At 73.5% G+C, this 13,941-nt stretch carries 13 protein-coding genes and 1 tRNA gene; 11 read left to right on the top strand and 3 right to left on the bottom strand.

What is annotated here, in order from left to right:
* The first annotated feature begins 2 nt into the window (after positions 1–2).
* The gene (locus JT721_RS10820) at positions 3–152 is read left to right on the top strand and encodes a hypothetical protein (protein WP_205473150.1); all 150 of its coding nucleotides are present in this window, start codon (positions 3–5) and stop codon (positions 150–152) included.
* Positions 153–184: 32 nt separating this feature from the next.
* On the opposite strand, the gene JT721_RS10815 is transcribed toward JT721_RS10820, so the two are convergent.
* Entirely contained in the window at positions 185–1,138 is a 954-nt protein-coding gene (locus JT721_RS10815; protein WP_205473149.1) for a siderophore-interacting protein, read from the bottom strand.
* Between the two features lie 142 nt (positions 1,139–1,280).
* Entirely contained in the window at positions 1,281–1,856 is a 576-nt protein-coding gene (dcd, locus tag JT721_RS10810) for a dCTP deaminase (RefSeq protein ID WP_205473148.1), read from the bottom strand.
* A 66-nt stretch (positions 1,857–1,922) separates the two neighbouring features.
* On the opposite strand from dcd, the gene JT721_RS10805 reads away from it, so the two are divergent.
* The 5 genes from JT721_RS10805 to JT721_RS10785 all read left to right on the top strand — a co-directional run bounded on the left by JT721_RS10805 (position 1,923) and on the right by JT721_RS10785 (position 6,419).
* Positions 1,923–2,702: an SGNH/GDSL hydrolase family protein gene (locus JT721_RS10805; protein WP_205473147.1), complete on the top strand. Its 780-nt coding sequence runs from the start codon at positions 1,923–1,925 to the stop codon at positions 2,700–2,702.
* Between the two features lie 31 nt (positions 2,703–2,733).
* Positions 2,734–2,809, top strand: a tRNA-Gly gene (locus JT721_RS10800).
* A gap of 537 nt (positions 2,810–3,346) precedes the next feature.
* On the top strand, positions 3,347–4,591 hold the full coding sequence (locus tag JT721_RS10795; protein ID WP_205473146.1) for a C39 family peptidase: 1,245 nt from the start codon (positions 3,347–3,349) through the stop codon (positions 4,589–4,591).
* 1 nt (position 4,592) lies between these two features.
* Positions 4,593–5,747, top strand: a complete 1,155-nt coding sequence (locus JT721_RS10790) for a hypothetical protein (protein ID WP_205473145.1) — start codon at positions 4,593–4,595, stop codon at positions 5,745–5,747.
* Between the two features lie 27 nt (positions 5,748–5,774).
* Positions 5,775–6,419, top strand: coding sequence for a DUF2461 domain-containing protein (locus tag JT721_RS10785; RefSeq protein WP_205473144.1), 645 nt, complete (start codon positions 5,775–5,777; stop codon positions 6,417–6,419).
* Positions 6,420–6,884: 465 nt separating this feature from the next.
* Here the strand turns inward: JT721_RS10785 and JT721_RS10780 are convergent, their stop codons facing one another.
* Entirely contained in the window at positions 6,885–7,649 is a 765-nt protein-coding gene (locus JT721_RS10780; RefSeq protein ID WP_240340549.1) for an enoyl-CoA hydratase-related protein, read from the bottom strand.
* A gap of 70 nt (positions 7,650–7,719) precedes the next feature.
* Between JT721_RS10780 and JT721_RS10775 the strand changes: the two genes are divergently transcribed.
* From JT721_RS10775 to JT721_RS10755, 5 genes are all read left to right on the top strand, one after another.
* Positions 7,720–9,294 (top strand): molybdopterin-dependent oxidoreductase, encoded by a 1,575-nt coding sequence (locus JT721_RS10775; protein ID WP_205473142.1) that lies wholly within the window; start codon positions 7,720–7,722, stop codon positions 9,292–9,294.
* Between the two features lie 1,232 nt (positions 9,295–10,526).
* Positions 10,527–11,183, top strand: coding sequence for a fasciclin domain-containing protein (locus tag JT721_RS10770; protein ID WP_205473141.1), 657 nt, complete (start codon positions 10,527–10,529; stop codon positions 11,181–11,183).
* A 38-nt stretch (positions 11,184–11,221) separates the two neighbouring features.
* Positions 11,222–11,824, top strand: a complete 603-nt coding sequence (locus JT721_RS10765; protein WP_205473140.1) for a sigma-70 family RNA polymerase sigma factor — start codon at positions 11,222–11,224, stop codon at positions 11,822–11,824.
* Positions 11,821–12,543: an anti-sigma factor domain-containing protein gene (locus tag JT721_RS10760; protein WP_205473217.1), complete on the top strand. Its 723-nt coding sequence runs from the start codon at positions 11,821–11,823 to the stop codon at positions 12,541–12,543. Before JT721_RS10765 ends, JT721_RS10760 begins: the two co-directional genes overlap by 4 nt.
* A gap of 113 nt (positions 12,544–12,656) precedes the next feature.
* On the top strand, positions 12,657–13,928 hold the full coding sequence (locus JT721_RS10755) for a toxic anion resistance protein (protein ID WP_205473139.1): 1,272 nt from the start codon (positions 12,657–12,659) through the stop codon (positions 13,926–13,928).
* The last annotated feature ends 13 nt before the right edge of the window (positions 13,929–13,941 follow it).

Below are 13,941 nucleotides of genomic sequence, written 5' to 3'. Positions count from 1 at the left end.
CCGTGCACGCCAACGCGCTGACCGACCTCGAGGCGCGCACCCGGATCGCCGAGCGCCGGGCCCGCAGCGCCGCACCCCGGCCCCAGCCGGTGCCCCGTCGGCACCGGATGGCGACCGCACTGCGGCGGGTCGCCGACCGGCTCGACGGCTAGGACCTCACCTAGGACTTCACCTAGGACTTCACCTAGGACTTCATCGGGACGCCGATCCGCCAGTAGCCCATGAACGCCACCTGGTGGCGGTCGACCTCGAGCTCGTTGACGAGCACCCGCCGCAGTCCGGTCACGACCTTGGCCTCCCCGGCGATCCAGGCGTAGAGGTCGTCGAGGTCGTGGCCGACGTGGCGCACGACCGCGTCGACGTCCTCGCCCGAGGAGGAGTACGACGGCGTCTCCCACAGGTCGGGGTCGATCTCCTCGTCGGCGACCTCGACCTCCGCGGCCCCCTCGCCCAGGTGGGCGACGACCGCCGGGTGCAGCAGCGCACCGGGCGCGGCGCCGTTGCGCGGCAGCCAGGTCACCTCGACGCCGGCCGGGCCCGTGACGTCCCGGAGGACGTCGGCGTCGAGCGGCACCTCGAGGAACGCCGCCCCGCGGGCGTACGCCGGCAGCTGGGCCAGGATCGCGGCGATCGCCGGCACGGCGGTCTCGTCGCCGGCGAGGAGCAGGCGGGTCGCCGTGCCGGGGAGGAACTCGATGCCACCGAACGGCACCCCGCGCCGCGGCGCCATCACGACGATCCGGTCGCCGACCCGGGCCCGCGCCGCCCACGACGAGCCCGGACCGCTGTGGCCGTGGGCCTCGTGGACGACGAGGTCGACCACGAACCGGGTGTGCTCACCGGAGCCGCGGACGGCGCGCAGCGTGTAGGTGCGCATGTGCCCGCGCTCCTCGGCGGGCTGCTCGAACCAGGCGTACATCCACGCCTCGTCGGCGCCCACGATCGGCGCCGGCTCGCGGCCCTCGGGCGGGAAGATCAGCTTGATCCGCTGGTCCCAGGTGCCGCCGTCGACCCCGAACTCGGCCAGCGCCGGCGAGGCCAGCTCGACCCGCACGAACGACGGCGACAGCCGCTCCACGGCGGTCACCTCGACCTCCTCGAGGAGCAGCGGCAGGGCGGGTGAGGCGAGCGTGGTCATGGGGTTCCTCGAGACGGCGGCGGTCAGGTAAGGGTGACCTTACCTGGCGTCTGCCGGGCCCGCGGAATCCCCGGTCGACCGGGGATTCGCCGTGGTGTCGGGCGTTGCAATGCCCCACAACACCGAGAAGTGCCCGACAACCTCAGATCGAGGTGCGGTGGAAGTTCTGGAACGACCGCGAGGGGGTGGGGCCGCGCTGGCCCTGGTAGCGGGAGCCGTACTTCTCCGAGCCGTAGGGGTGGTCGCTCGGCGAGGAGAGCCGGAAGAAGCAGAACTGCCCGATCTTCATGCCGGGGTAGAGCTTGATCGGCAGCGTGGCGACGTTCGCCAGCTCGAGCGTCACGTGCCCGGAGAAGCCCGGGTCGACGAACCCGGCGGTCGCGTGGGTCAGCAGGCCGAGACGGCCGAGCGACGACTTCCCCTCCACCCGGGCGGCGACGTCGTCGGGCAACGTCACGACCTCGTACGTCGAGCCCAGCACGAACTCGCCGGGGTGGAGGATGAACGGCTCGTCACCGACCGGCTCGACCTCGCGGGTCAGGTCGGACTGGTCGGCCGCGGGGTCGATGTGGGGGTAGCGGTGGTTCTCGAAGACCCGGAAGAAGCGGTCCAGCCGCACGTCGACCGACGAGGGCTGCAGCATCGCGGGGTCCCAGGGCTCGAGGGCGACCCGGCCGGCGTCGATCTCGGCCAGGATGTCGCGGTCTGAGAGCAGCACGCGCTCAACCTACCGGCGCGCCCGCCCCCGCGGCGGCGCCCTCGGGGCGCGCGAGAGGATGGCGCCGTGCCCCACCACCGCTACGTCGCGCTCGGCGACTCCTTCACCGAGGGCGTCGGCGACCCCGACCCGACCCGGCCCAACGGGCTGCGTGGCTGGGCCGACCGGGTCGCGGAGGTCCTGGCCACGCAGACCGACGACTTCGGCTACGCCAACCTCGCGATCCGCGGCCGCAAGCTCCGGGGCGTGCTCGACGAGCAGCTCGAGCCTGCGCTCGCACTCGACCCCGACCTAGTGACCGTCTACGCCGGCGCCAACGACATCCTGCGCCCCCGGGTCGACCTCGACGCGCTGGTCGCGGCGTACGACGAGGCGCTCGGCCGGATCGCGGCCACCGGCACCCGGCTGCTCGTCTGGACGGCGTTCGACCCCGGCGGCTCGGCGCTCTACCGGGCCGTGCGCGGCCGGTTCGCGCTCTACAACGAGCTGGTCCGCGAGGCGGCCGACCGGCACGGCGCGACCGTGGTCGACTTCTGGCGGCTGCGGGAGTACCGCGACTGGCGCTACTGGGACGACGACCGGATGCACATGGGCCCCGCCGGTCACCAACGGATGGCGATCGAGGTCCTCGACCGGCTCGGCGTCGCGCACGACCTGCAGCCGCTGCCGCTGCGCGACCTCCCGGTGCTCGGCCGCGCCGACCGGGCCCGCGAGCACGCCACCTGGGTGCGCGAGTCGGCCGCGCCCTGGGTGCACCGCCGCCTGACCGGCCGCTCCTCCGGCGACACCGTCAGCCCCCGCTACCCGACCCTCACCCGGCTGGGAGCCGCCACCGGGCTGGGGTAGCCTTCTGCCCGCCGGTCCGCGGACCGGCAGTGCGGATGTAGCTCAGTTGGTAGAGCGCGACCTTCCCAAGGTCGATGTCGCGAGTTCGAGTCTCGTCATCCGCTCCACGCCCGGTGGTCGATCGGCCACCACCGCCCCCGGGTGGGCACTCGGCGCTGGTTGAGGTGCGAGGGAAGCGAGCCTCGAAACCCCCGCACCGGTGGTCGAGCAGCGACGAGCCCCAGCGAGGAGCGCCCGTCGAGACCCCGGACGGCCGAACGCCCTCCGGTGGGGACGGGAGTGCTTTCGTCTCACCGGGTAACGAGTGAGGGACTTCGTCCCTCCTCAACCAGCGGTGACCGTCAGGCGCCGGGGGCGAAGTCGAAGTCGACGGCTCCGCACGAGCAGGACAGCTCGCGCACCGCGAGGCCCTCGTCGAACTCCACGGCCGACACCTCCCAGTCGTGGTCGTGCATGCCGCCGCCTTCCGGTCGTGGGTCTCCCCAACGCGTGCGGTGCCCGGTGCGGCGCCGTCCCATCCATGACGACGCGCCGGCCGATCGGATGGTTGCCAGACACTCCGCAGTCGTGTGGTTGGTGTGACGATTGAGTGCTTGTGTGACCATGGAGTCGCCCCGGCTTCCCCCATCGCACGAGGTGTCCCCATGTCCCGCCCTCGCCTGCTCGCCATCGGCGCGCTCGTGGTCCTGCTCGTCGCCGCCCTCTTCGTCCCGCGCGGCGGGAACGACGACGACGGCTCGGTCGCGCCCGCCGCCGGACCCAAGTCGTCGCTGCGCCCGGGGGCGGTCGGCCGCGTGACGGTCTCGGCCGCCGATCGCGCCGAGATCGAACGGGTCGTCGCGGAGGGGCAGGCCCTGGGCCGCCAGCTCGGCGCCGGGGTCGGCCGCGAGCTGTCCCGCGGCTCCACCAAGGGACTCTCGCTGCTGAACCGGGTGGTGCCGGCCGCCGTGCGGTGCGCCGACCTGACCGGCCAGCGCTACTGCCTCGGCGTCGGCTGGACCGACCGCACGGAGGCGCAGGTCCAGGCGGCGACGCTGGCCCAGGCGCGCACCGCCGTACGCCGCAGCGTCTCGACCACCGGCACCGGCGACCTCGACCTGGTCGCCTCGCTGGAGCGGTCCGCCGCCCTCGGCCCCCGCACCCGTGCGACGGCCGAGCGGGCCGAGCTGACCGAGGCCGCCCGCGCGGTGGCCAAGGTGTGGCAGCTGCGTCACGAGATCGAGGGCGTGCCGCTCCCCCGGAGCCTCCGCGCCGCGAGTCGCACCGGCGCGACGGCCACCCCCACGACCGCCGTCGACCCGGAGACCAAGACCCCGGCCGACTACCCCCAGCGCTTCTCGATCCTGGACAAGAACCAGGTGGCCGAGCAGGTTCGCAGCTACTGGTGCGGCCCGGCCTCGATGCAGATGATCACCTGGGGCTGGAAGAAGAAGGACCTCGGCCAGGCCCACTGGGCCAGGAAGCTCGGCACCACCACCAGCGGCTCGTCGATCAGCGCGATGGTCAAGGTGGTCAACGACAACACCGGGTGGGACAAGCCGGCGTACGCCGGCCCCTACATCGTGCTCGACATCGGGAAGTGGTCGTACGACCAGTGGATGCTGCTGGTGATGCGCCACGTCGCCGACTACCGCGCGCCACTGGTGCTGCACCCCGTGCTGCGCAAGGAGTACTACCCCTACCTCGACGACAACGCCTCGGGTCACTTCCAGGTGGGGCGCGGCTACGACCAGCGCGGCGCCCGCCCCGACCTGGTCGGCTACTTCGAGCCGTGGAACCAGGCCCGCTTCGACCCGTCGGAGCCACCGATCAGCCGGGTGCAGTGGCGCAACGCCTACAAGAGCTACCGCGCCAACAAGGCCCACTACCAGCACAACATCGGGGTCTGAGGTGGGTCGCCGCCGGCCCCCGGCCGCGCTGCTGGCCGCCCTGCTGGCCGCAGTGATGGTCGCAGCGATGTCGGCCGGCGCGCTCGCCGGCTGCAGCGACGACGAGCCACGCGGGCCGGCGTCCGCCCCCGAGACCACGACGCCGCCGGCCAGCGGCACGCCGTCCGCCACACCCTCGGACGAGCCCACCGGTGACGCCGCCGGAGGCACCGCCGAGGAGCCGCTGGTCGTGGAGCCGGTCACCGAGCTCCTCGCCTGGACCCCGCTCGGCGGCGACACCTCCGAGACCGTCACCACCAACGGCACCCACACCCTCACCGTCTCCCGAGACGGCAAGCGCGCGGTGCTCGAGGACGCCGACGGCGCCCGCACGCCGCTGGGCGAGGGCGGCCGGGTCAGCGACGCACTGCTCGACGACGACTGGGCGGTCGTCGTGCGCCAGGACCCCGCCGAGGAGCGGCCCGCCGTGGCGACCGTCGTCGAGCTCGCCACCGGCGACCAGCGCACGGTCGACCGGCGCTCGCCGGTGCCCACCACCACCGGCGGCACCTGGGCCCTGCGCGGCGACACCGTGCTGCACGCGACCACCGGCCCCGACGGCGCGTACTGCCTGGCCGAGCGCGACCTCGCCACCGACGCCGCCGAGGTCGCCTGGTGCGCCGAGCCCCGCCACGGGTTCAACGCCGCCCACGCCACCGACTCGGGCACCAGCCTGATGACCTTCGACGACACCGGCTGCCGCACCGTGGTCGCGCTGGTCGACGGCGGGGCCGAGCCGTTCCCGGGCGTTGCTCGCTGCAAGGGCTGGGACGGCGTGCTCCTCGGCGAGGGGGCGGTGTGGACGGTCGTGCCCAAGGCCGACCGGGTCGAGGCCGGGCTGGTCCGCGCGCGGGCCGGCAGCGGCTACGTCGACCTCGGCCCGGCCACCTCCGGGTCGCTGGTCGAGTGCGGCGGCGCCGCGTGGTGGGCCCGCGACCCCCGCACCGACGGCGAGCCCGCCGCCCTGATGCGCTGGGACGGCAGCGAGCTCGCCGTCGTCTACGAGTCACCTCCGGGCCAGGCGTTCCTGTCGGCCCCCCGCTGCGCGGGCAGCCAGGTCAGCGTGACGGCGTACGCCGAGGGTGGCGACGAGCAGGTCACCGCGCCCGCGCTCTGACCCCCGCGTCGACGTAGTCTCGGCCGGGTGAGCTTCGACGGGTTCCCGGCCGCCGCCCTGGACTTCTACGACGACCTCGAGGTCGACAACACCCGGTCGTACTGGGAGAAGCACAAGCAGGTCTACGCCGACGCGGTGCGCGCGCCGATGACCGCGCTGTGCGCCGCCCTCGAGCCCGAGTTCGGGACCGCCAAGATCTTCCGCCCCCACCGCGACGTCCGGTTCAGCAAGGACAAGACGCCGTACAAGACCCACCAGGGCGCGTTCGTCGCGGTGGGCCCGGCCACCGGCTTCTACGTCGAGGTCTCGCCCCGCGGCGTGCGCACCGGCGCCGGCTTCTACGAGGCGGCGGGGCCGCGGCTGGCGGCGTTCCGCAGCGCGGTCGCCCACGACACCTACGGCCCGCAGCTCGAGAAGGTGCTGACGTCGTTGCAGCGCAAGGGATTCGAGGTCGGCGGCGACCGCCTCAAGACCTCGCCCCGCGGCTACGACGCCGACCACCCACGCATCGAGCTGCTGCGGCACCGGTCGCTGGTGGTGGGTCACCAGCTCGGGTTCGAGCCGGTGATCCACACCCCTGGACTGCTCGACCTGGTCCGCAAGGACTGGCGGGCGCTGCGCCCCCTGGTGGCGTGGGTCGCCGAGCACGCCGAGCCCCGCGTGGAGCGCTGACGCACCACCGCTGCTCGAACAGCGAGTGCCAGCGCGTCGTCGAGACCCGGTGAGCCGAACGCCGGGCGCTGGTCGACGTGCGAGGAGCCCTGGCGACGAGCCTCGAGACCCGGTGAGCCGAACGCCCTCCCTGGAGCGGGCGACTCCGGGGGCAGTGCTCGGGCGGGGGCTGGCTCCGGGTGGTGTGCTCCGGGGCGCGGGTGACTGTGGGTGGGGTGGTGTGCGAGGTGCCGCGCGTGGGTGGGCACTGCGGCTGCTGCGCTCCGGACGTCGTTCCGCCGCCTCCGTGCCGGCGGCGCGGCATCCCGGCGGTGGATCAGGCGCACCGCGGGTCGAGCAGCGAGCGCCAGCGAGCGTCGTCGAGACCGGTGAGACGAAAGCCCCCCGTACCCACCGGAGGGCTCTCGGCCGGCGGGGGTTTCGAGACAGTCGCCAGCGCGACTTCCTCAACCAGCGGCGTCGACCTCACGCACCCTGGGGGCGAGCCAGGAACGCCGCCATCGCCGACCGGGCCTCCTCGGAGCCGAACAGCCGGGCGCTGAGCTCGGCCAGGTCGTCGCCGCGGTCGTCGAGGGCGGCGACCAGGGGGCGGTTGAGCAGCGCCTTGGTCTCGCGCAGGCCCTGGGCGGCCCCGGTCGCGAGCGACGCGACCACCTCGTCCACCCGCTGGTCGAGGCGGTCGGCGGCCACGACCTCGGTGACCAGGCCCCACGCGGCCGCCTCGGCACCTCCGAAGGTCTCGCCGCCCAGCGCCGCCAGGGCCGCTGCGCGCGGGGCCATCCGCCCGAACACCGTCTGCGAGATCACCGCCGGCGCCAGCCCGAGCTTGACCTCGGTGAGCGCGAACGACGCCTCCTCCGAGGCGACGACGACGTCGGCGGCGGCCACGATCCCGATGCCCCCGGCGCGCACCGGCCCGGCCAGGCGGACGACGACCGCGGTGCGGCTGGTGAGCAGCAGCCGCTGCAGCGCCAGGATCCGCTGCGCCCCCTCGACCATGCTGCCGCCGACCGCCTCGGAGAGGTCGGCGCCGGAGCAGAACACCCGGTCGGCCGAGCGGAGCAGCACCACCCTCACGTCGTCGTTGCCGGCGGCCCGCTCCAGGCGGTCGAACAGCTCGCCCACCAGCTGGCGGGAGAGGGCGTTGCGGTTGTGGGGGGAGTCGAGGGTGATGGTGGCGACGGGGCCGGCGACCTCGAGGTGCACCAGCTCGGCGGGGGCGTCGGACATGAGCGCCATCCTGCACCAGACCCAGCCGTCCCGGACCCATCCGCTCGAGCGCTCGCTCCGAACCACCCCCATGAAGCAACGACTGCCCTGGGCCGCCTTCGGGGTCGTCGCGACGCTCGTCGGCACGGGGGCCGGCCACCTCGTCGCGTCGCTGCTCGAGCCCGCCAGCTCGCCGGTGCTCGCGGTCGGGTCGCAGGTCATCGACCTCACCCCGGTGCCGATGAAGGAGTGGGCGATCCGCACCTTCGGCACCGCCGACAAGCCGATCCTCATCGGCTCGGTGCTCGCCGGCGTGCTGGTGCTCGCCGCCGTCGCCGGTCTGGTGACCCGGCGCCGGTTCGTGCTGGGCGCCGGCATCCTGGTGGCCCTCGTCGGCATCGCCGCCTTCACCGCCCTCAACCGCCCGGCCGCCGAGGTCGCCGACGTCGTGCCGAGCCTGGTCACCGCCGTGGTCGCGGTGGCGGCGCTCGCCCTGCTGGTGCGGGTCGAGCGAGCCACCCGCCCCGACGCCGTCCCCACCTCGGACGCACCGCACCTGCGCCTGACCGACGCGCCCGTCGCCGGGTCGGTGCCGCCGGCCGCGCGCCGTCGTACGGTCCTGGTCACCGCAGGCCTGCTCACCGTCACCGCGGCCGTGCTCGGCGGCGCCGGCCGCCTGATCACCGGCCTGCGCACCCGGCCCGCCGACGTCGACATCCCCGCCGCCCTCCGCCCGCTGGGCCCGCTGCCGCAGGGGCTCGAGGGGCGGTACGACGGGATCACGCCGTTCCAGGTGCCCAACCGCGACTTCTACCGGGTCGACACCCGACTCGACGTCCCGATCATCGACGTCGACGACTGGACCCTGACGATCAAGGGCGACGTGGGCCGCGAAGTGGTGCTGACCTTCGACGACATCGCCGCGATGGAGCTGGTCGAGCGCGACATCACCCTCACCTGCGTCTCCAACAGCGTCGGCGGGCCCTACGTCGGCGGGGCCCGGTGGCGCGGCGTGCTGCTCGCCGACCTGCTCGCCCTCGCCGGTGGCGTGGGCAGCGTGGCCGACCAGCTGTTCTGCACCGACGTCGACGGCATGACGATCTCGACGCCGCTGGAGCTCGCCACCGACGGCCGCGACGCGATGCTCGCCATCGCGATGAACGGCGAGGCCCTGCCCCGCGAGCACGGCTTCCCCGCCCGGATGGTGATCCCCGGCCTCTACGGGTTCATCAGCGCCACCAAGTGGATCACCACGATGGAGCTGACGACGTACGCGCAGAAGACGTCGTACTGGGAGGAGCGGGAGTGGGCCACCGAGGCCCCGATCAAGATCTCCAGCCGGATCGACACCCCCCGCGCCCTCGAGGAGGTCGAGCCCGGCGAGACGTTCGTGGGGGGCATCGCCTGGGCGCAGCAGAACGGCGGTGTCGCGAAGGTGCAGGTGCAGGTCGATGGCGGCGCCTGGCAGGACGCGCGGCTCGGCCCGACGGCCGGCAACGACTACTGGCGGCAGTGGTACCTCCCGTGGACCGCTGAGAGCGGCGCCCACACCCTGTCGTGCCGCGTGGTCGACGGGAAGGGCAACACCCAGACCCCCGCCCGCGCCAACCCCTTCCCCTCCGGCGCCAGCGGCATCCACACCCTCCGCGTCACCGTCGCTGGTTGAGGAAGTTTGCGCTGGCAACGGTCTCCAAACCCCCGCCCCGGCCGAACGCCCTCCGCGCCCCGCGCTGGTTGAGGTGCGAGCGAAGCGAGCCTCGAAACCTGCGCACCCGAACGCCCTCCGGTGGGGACGGGAGGGCTTGCGCCTCACCCGGGTTTCGAGACACGACTTCGTCGTTCCTCAACCAGCGGTAGCCGCCCTCCGCTGGTTGAGGAAGTCGCGCTAGCGACTGTCTCGAAACCCCCGCACCCGAACGTCCTCCGCAACCCCACCGATGCCCCCCCGAGCTTCGCCGACCCGGCGTTAATTAACGACGGCTCGGCGAAACCTGGGGTCGCCCGCGGTGATCGAGCAGCGACGACCCCAGCGAGGAGCGCCCGTCGAGACCCGGCCGGCCAAGCGCTGACCGTCCCCATTGGAGGGCGTCCTGCTCACCGGGTCTCGACGACGCTCGCTGGCGCTCGCTGCTCGACCACCGGTACGCGCTCGACCCGCACGCGGGCTGCCGCGCCACCGGGCACGGAGGCGGCGGAGCGACGGGCGGCGTCCGGCACGTCAACGGCGGCGTGGCGCCGCAACGAGCGCCGGGGCACCGCAGGGCAGCGTCCGGCGACACGGCAACGAGTGCCGAACGACGTCCGGCGCGCAGCAGCCGCAGTGCCCACCCACGCGCGGCACCCCGCACCCACCCCACCATCGAGAGTCACCACCCGCCCGAGCCCCGTCCGCGGAGTCCCCACGCACGGGGAGGGCACTCGTCTCACCGGGTCTCGAGGCTCAGGCCTGGCGGCCTTCGCACCTCGACCACCGCATGCCGGCGTGCCGCGCCACCGGGCACGGAGGCGGCGGAGCGACGGGCGGCGTTCGGCACGTAGACGGCGGCGTGGCGCCGCAACGAGCGCCGGGGCACCGCAGGGCAGCGTCCGGCGACACGGCAACGAGTGCCGAACGACGTCCGGCGCGCAGCAGCCGCAGTGCCCACCCACGCGCGGCGCCCCGCACCCACCCCACCATCAAGAGTCACCAGACGCCCGAGCCCCGTGCGCGGAGTCCCCGCGCGAGGGACGGCGTTCGCCTCACCGGGTCTCGAGGCTCAGGCCTAGCGGCCTTCGCACCTCGACCAGCGCCACGCTCGCTGCTCGACCAGCGCGGAACTTTCTCGGCCCGAGACCAATCCGCCCACCGGGCAGCGCCGAACACATCACGTCAGCGACTCACCAACGGAAGGCACCACCATGAAGCGCACCACCCTCCGACGCTCCGGCGCCGCTGCGGCCGTCCTGGCCCTCTCGATGGGCCTGGCCGCCTGCTCCGACGAGGGGTCGGACAACGACGCCGCCTCGGACACCTCGAGCGAGACCTCCGAGACCACGCCCAGCGAGGAGCCCACGACCGAGGAGCCGATGACCGACGACGCCGCGGCCCAGACGTTCGGTGACGGCTGCGCGTCGATCCCGACCGAGGGCAAGGGCTCGTTCAACGGCATGGTGACCGACCCGGTCGCCACCGCCGCGAGCAACAACCCGCTGCTCAAGACCCTCGTCACCGCCGTCGGCGCCGTCCCCGGCCTGGCCGACACCCTGAACGGCGCCGAGGCGCTCACCGTGTTCGCCCCGATCGACGACGCGTTCGCCGCCGTCCCGAAGGACACCCTCGACGGCCTGCTGGCCGACCCCGACATGCTCGGCAAGGTGCTCTCGCACCACGTCGTCGCCGGTCAGCTCGACCCGACCGCGGTCGTGGGCGAGCAGCAGACGCTCAACAACGACTCGATCACCATCGAGGGTGACGCCGAGTCGGGCATGACCGTCAACGGCGCCAACGTGCTGTGCGGCAACATCCCCACCAAGAACGCCACGGTCTACGTCATCGACCAGGTTCTGGTCCCCTGACGGTCGACCTCGTCGCCGAAGCACAGGAAGATCGTCCCGTGACGGACCCGCAGCCCCACGGCACCGGTGCCCCCTCCTCGGAGGGGGCACCGGTCGCCGCCGACCTCGCCGCCCTGCTCCGGCGGTCGGGACGCGGCGACCAGGCGGCGTTCGCGGAGCTGTACGACGCGGTCGCCAGTCGCGTCTACGGCCTGGTGCTCCGCGTGGTGCGCGACCCCGCCCAGGCCGAGGAGGTCGCCCAGGAGGCGCTGCTCGAGGTCTGGCGGACCGCCAGCCGGTTCGACCCCGAGCGGGGCAGCCCGCTCGGGTGGCTGCTCACGATCGCCCACCGCAAGGCCGTCGACCGGGTGCGCTCCGCGGAGGCGGCGACCCGGCGCGACACGTCGTACCACGCGCAGAACCAGCCGGTCGCCCACGACGCGACCGCCGAGGCGGCCCACGCCTCGCTCGAAGCCCGCCGGGTGCGCCACGCGCTCGAGAGCCTCACGCCCGTGCAGCGGGAGGCCGTCGGGCTGGCCTACCTCGGGGGGTACACGCACACCGAAGTGGCGGGACTGCTCGACCTCCCGGTCGGCACCGCCAAGACCCGCATCCGGGACGGACTGATCCGGTTGCGCGACACGATGGGAGTTGGCTCATGAGCGAGATCCACGCGCTCTCGGGTGCCTACGCCGTCGACGCCCTCGACGACCTCGAGAAGGCCAGGTTCGAACGCCACCTGGCCGGCTGCGAGGACTGCCGCCTGGAGGTCGACAGCCTGCGGGAGGCCGCCACCCTCCTGGCCGACACCACGATGGTGGCGCCGCCGGAGGGGCTGCGTGCCCGGGTGCTCGACCAGGTCGCGACCGTCCGGCCGCTGCCGCCGGTCGGCGAGGGCCCCGCGCTCCCCGGCGCCGGGGAGCGCTCGGTGCGCCGCCGGTTCACCGCCTTCGTCGCCGCTGCGGCCGCCGTGGTCGCGATCGGCGTCGGCGGGGCGGTGGCCTGGGACCAGGTCAACGACGACGCGCAGCCGAGCCGGGTCGAGCAGGTGCTGGCGGCCCCGGACGCGGAGCGGTTCACCCAGGAGTTCCCCGACGGCGCCACCGCGACCGTGGTGCGCTCCAAGGAGCTCAACGGCGCCGTCCTGGTCACCTCGGCGATGCCGGCGGCCCCGTCGGGCCACAGCTACGTCCTGTGGCTCCAGCACGACGAGGTGATGGTGCCGGCCGGGGTGATGCCCGAGGGCGAGGACAACCAGGTGGTGCTCAGCGGCGACGCGGCCACCGCCGACGGCGCAGGGATCACGGTCGAGGAGGCGGGGGTCGACCACAACGCCCCCGAGGGCGACGTGGTCGCGCTCTTCGACTTCGGGCAGGCCTGACCCGGGGAGCGTCGAGGTCGGCCCGCGGCGGGCCGGTGCCGGGGTGGGCTCCGGCCGGATACAGTCTGGCCACAGCCACCGGCGCCGCAGGCGACCCGAGGAGGAACCCCCGCATGACCACCCCGACCGACGAGCCCACCCCCTCCGAGACGACCACCCCGCCGGCCGGGGGAGGCGCCGGGGCGGCGGCGCCCGCGCCGCTGGAGCCGCCGGCCGCCACCCTCACCCTCACGGCCCCCGAGGCGCCGGCCGCCGTGGTCGCGACCCAGGCCCCCGCGATGGCGCCGCAGGTCGCGCCCGAGGTGGTGCCCGAGCTCGACGCCAAGGTCGAGGGCTTCCTCACCGCACTGGCCGCCGCGCCCGCCCGCAGCCCGGAGTTCGCCGCGCAGGCCGAGAACGTCCGCACCATGGGCGACGCCGACATCCGCAAGGCGGCCGAGACCTCCAACCGGATGCTCGAGCAGCCGGTGCGCGCCCTCAAGGAGGGTGGCATCGCCCAGGGCTCCCAGGTCGGCAAGACCCTCATCGAGCTGCGCCGCACCATCGAGGACCTCGACCCCAGCGAGGCGACCGGCGTACGCCGCTGGATGGACTGGCTGCCGTTCGGCGACAAGGTCGAGGACTACTTCCGCAAGTACCAGTCCTCCCAGAGCCAGCTCAACGCGATCCTGCACAGCCTGCGCAACGGCCAGGACGAGCTCACCAAGGACAACGTCGCGCTCAACCTCGAGAAGACCAACCTGTGGCAGGTGATGGGTCGGCTCAACCAGTACGTTTACGTCGCGGAGAAGCTCGACCAGAAGCTGTCGGCCCGGATCGCCGAGCTCGAGCTGAGCAACCCCGAGGAGGCCAAGGCGCTCAACCAGGACGTGCTGTTCTACGTCCGGCAGAAGCACCAGGACCTGCTCACCCAGCTCGCGGTGTCGATCCAGAGCTACCTCGCGATCGACGTGATCATCAAGAACAACATCGAGCTGATCAAGGGCGTCGACCGCGCCTCCACGACCACGATCTCGGCGCTGCGCACCGCGGTCATCGTGGCCCAGGCGCTGGGCAACCAGAAGCTGGTGCTCGACCAGATCACCGCGCTCAACACCACGACGTCGAACATGATCCAGCGCACCTCGGAGATGCTGAAGGAGAACTCGGCGGCGATCCAGGAGCAGGCGGCCTCGTCGACCATCGGCATGGAGCAGCTGCAGGCGGCGTTCGCCAACATCTACGCCACGATGGACTCCATCGACGAGTTCAAGCTCAAGGCGCTCGACAGCATGGCCGCGACCATCGGCGTGCTCGAGACCGAGGTCGCCAAGTCCAAGGACTACCTCGACCGGGTCCAGGCGCACGACGCCCGCAGCGCCGCGGGCACGCTCGACATCGGCTAGACCGCTCCGGGAA

The organism is Nocardioides sp. SYSU D00038 (assembly GCF_016924665.1).
In the GTDB taxonomy this organism is placed as follows: domain Bacteria; phylum Actinomycetota; class Actinomycetes; order Propionibacteriales; family Nocardioidaceae; genus Nocardioides.
The sequence above is the reverse complement of the archived record's forward strand: the minus strand, read 5'-3'. Positions and strand labels throughout refer to the sequence as shown.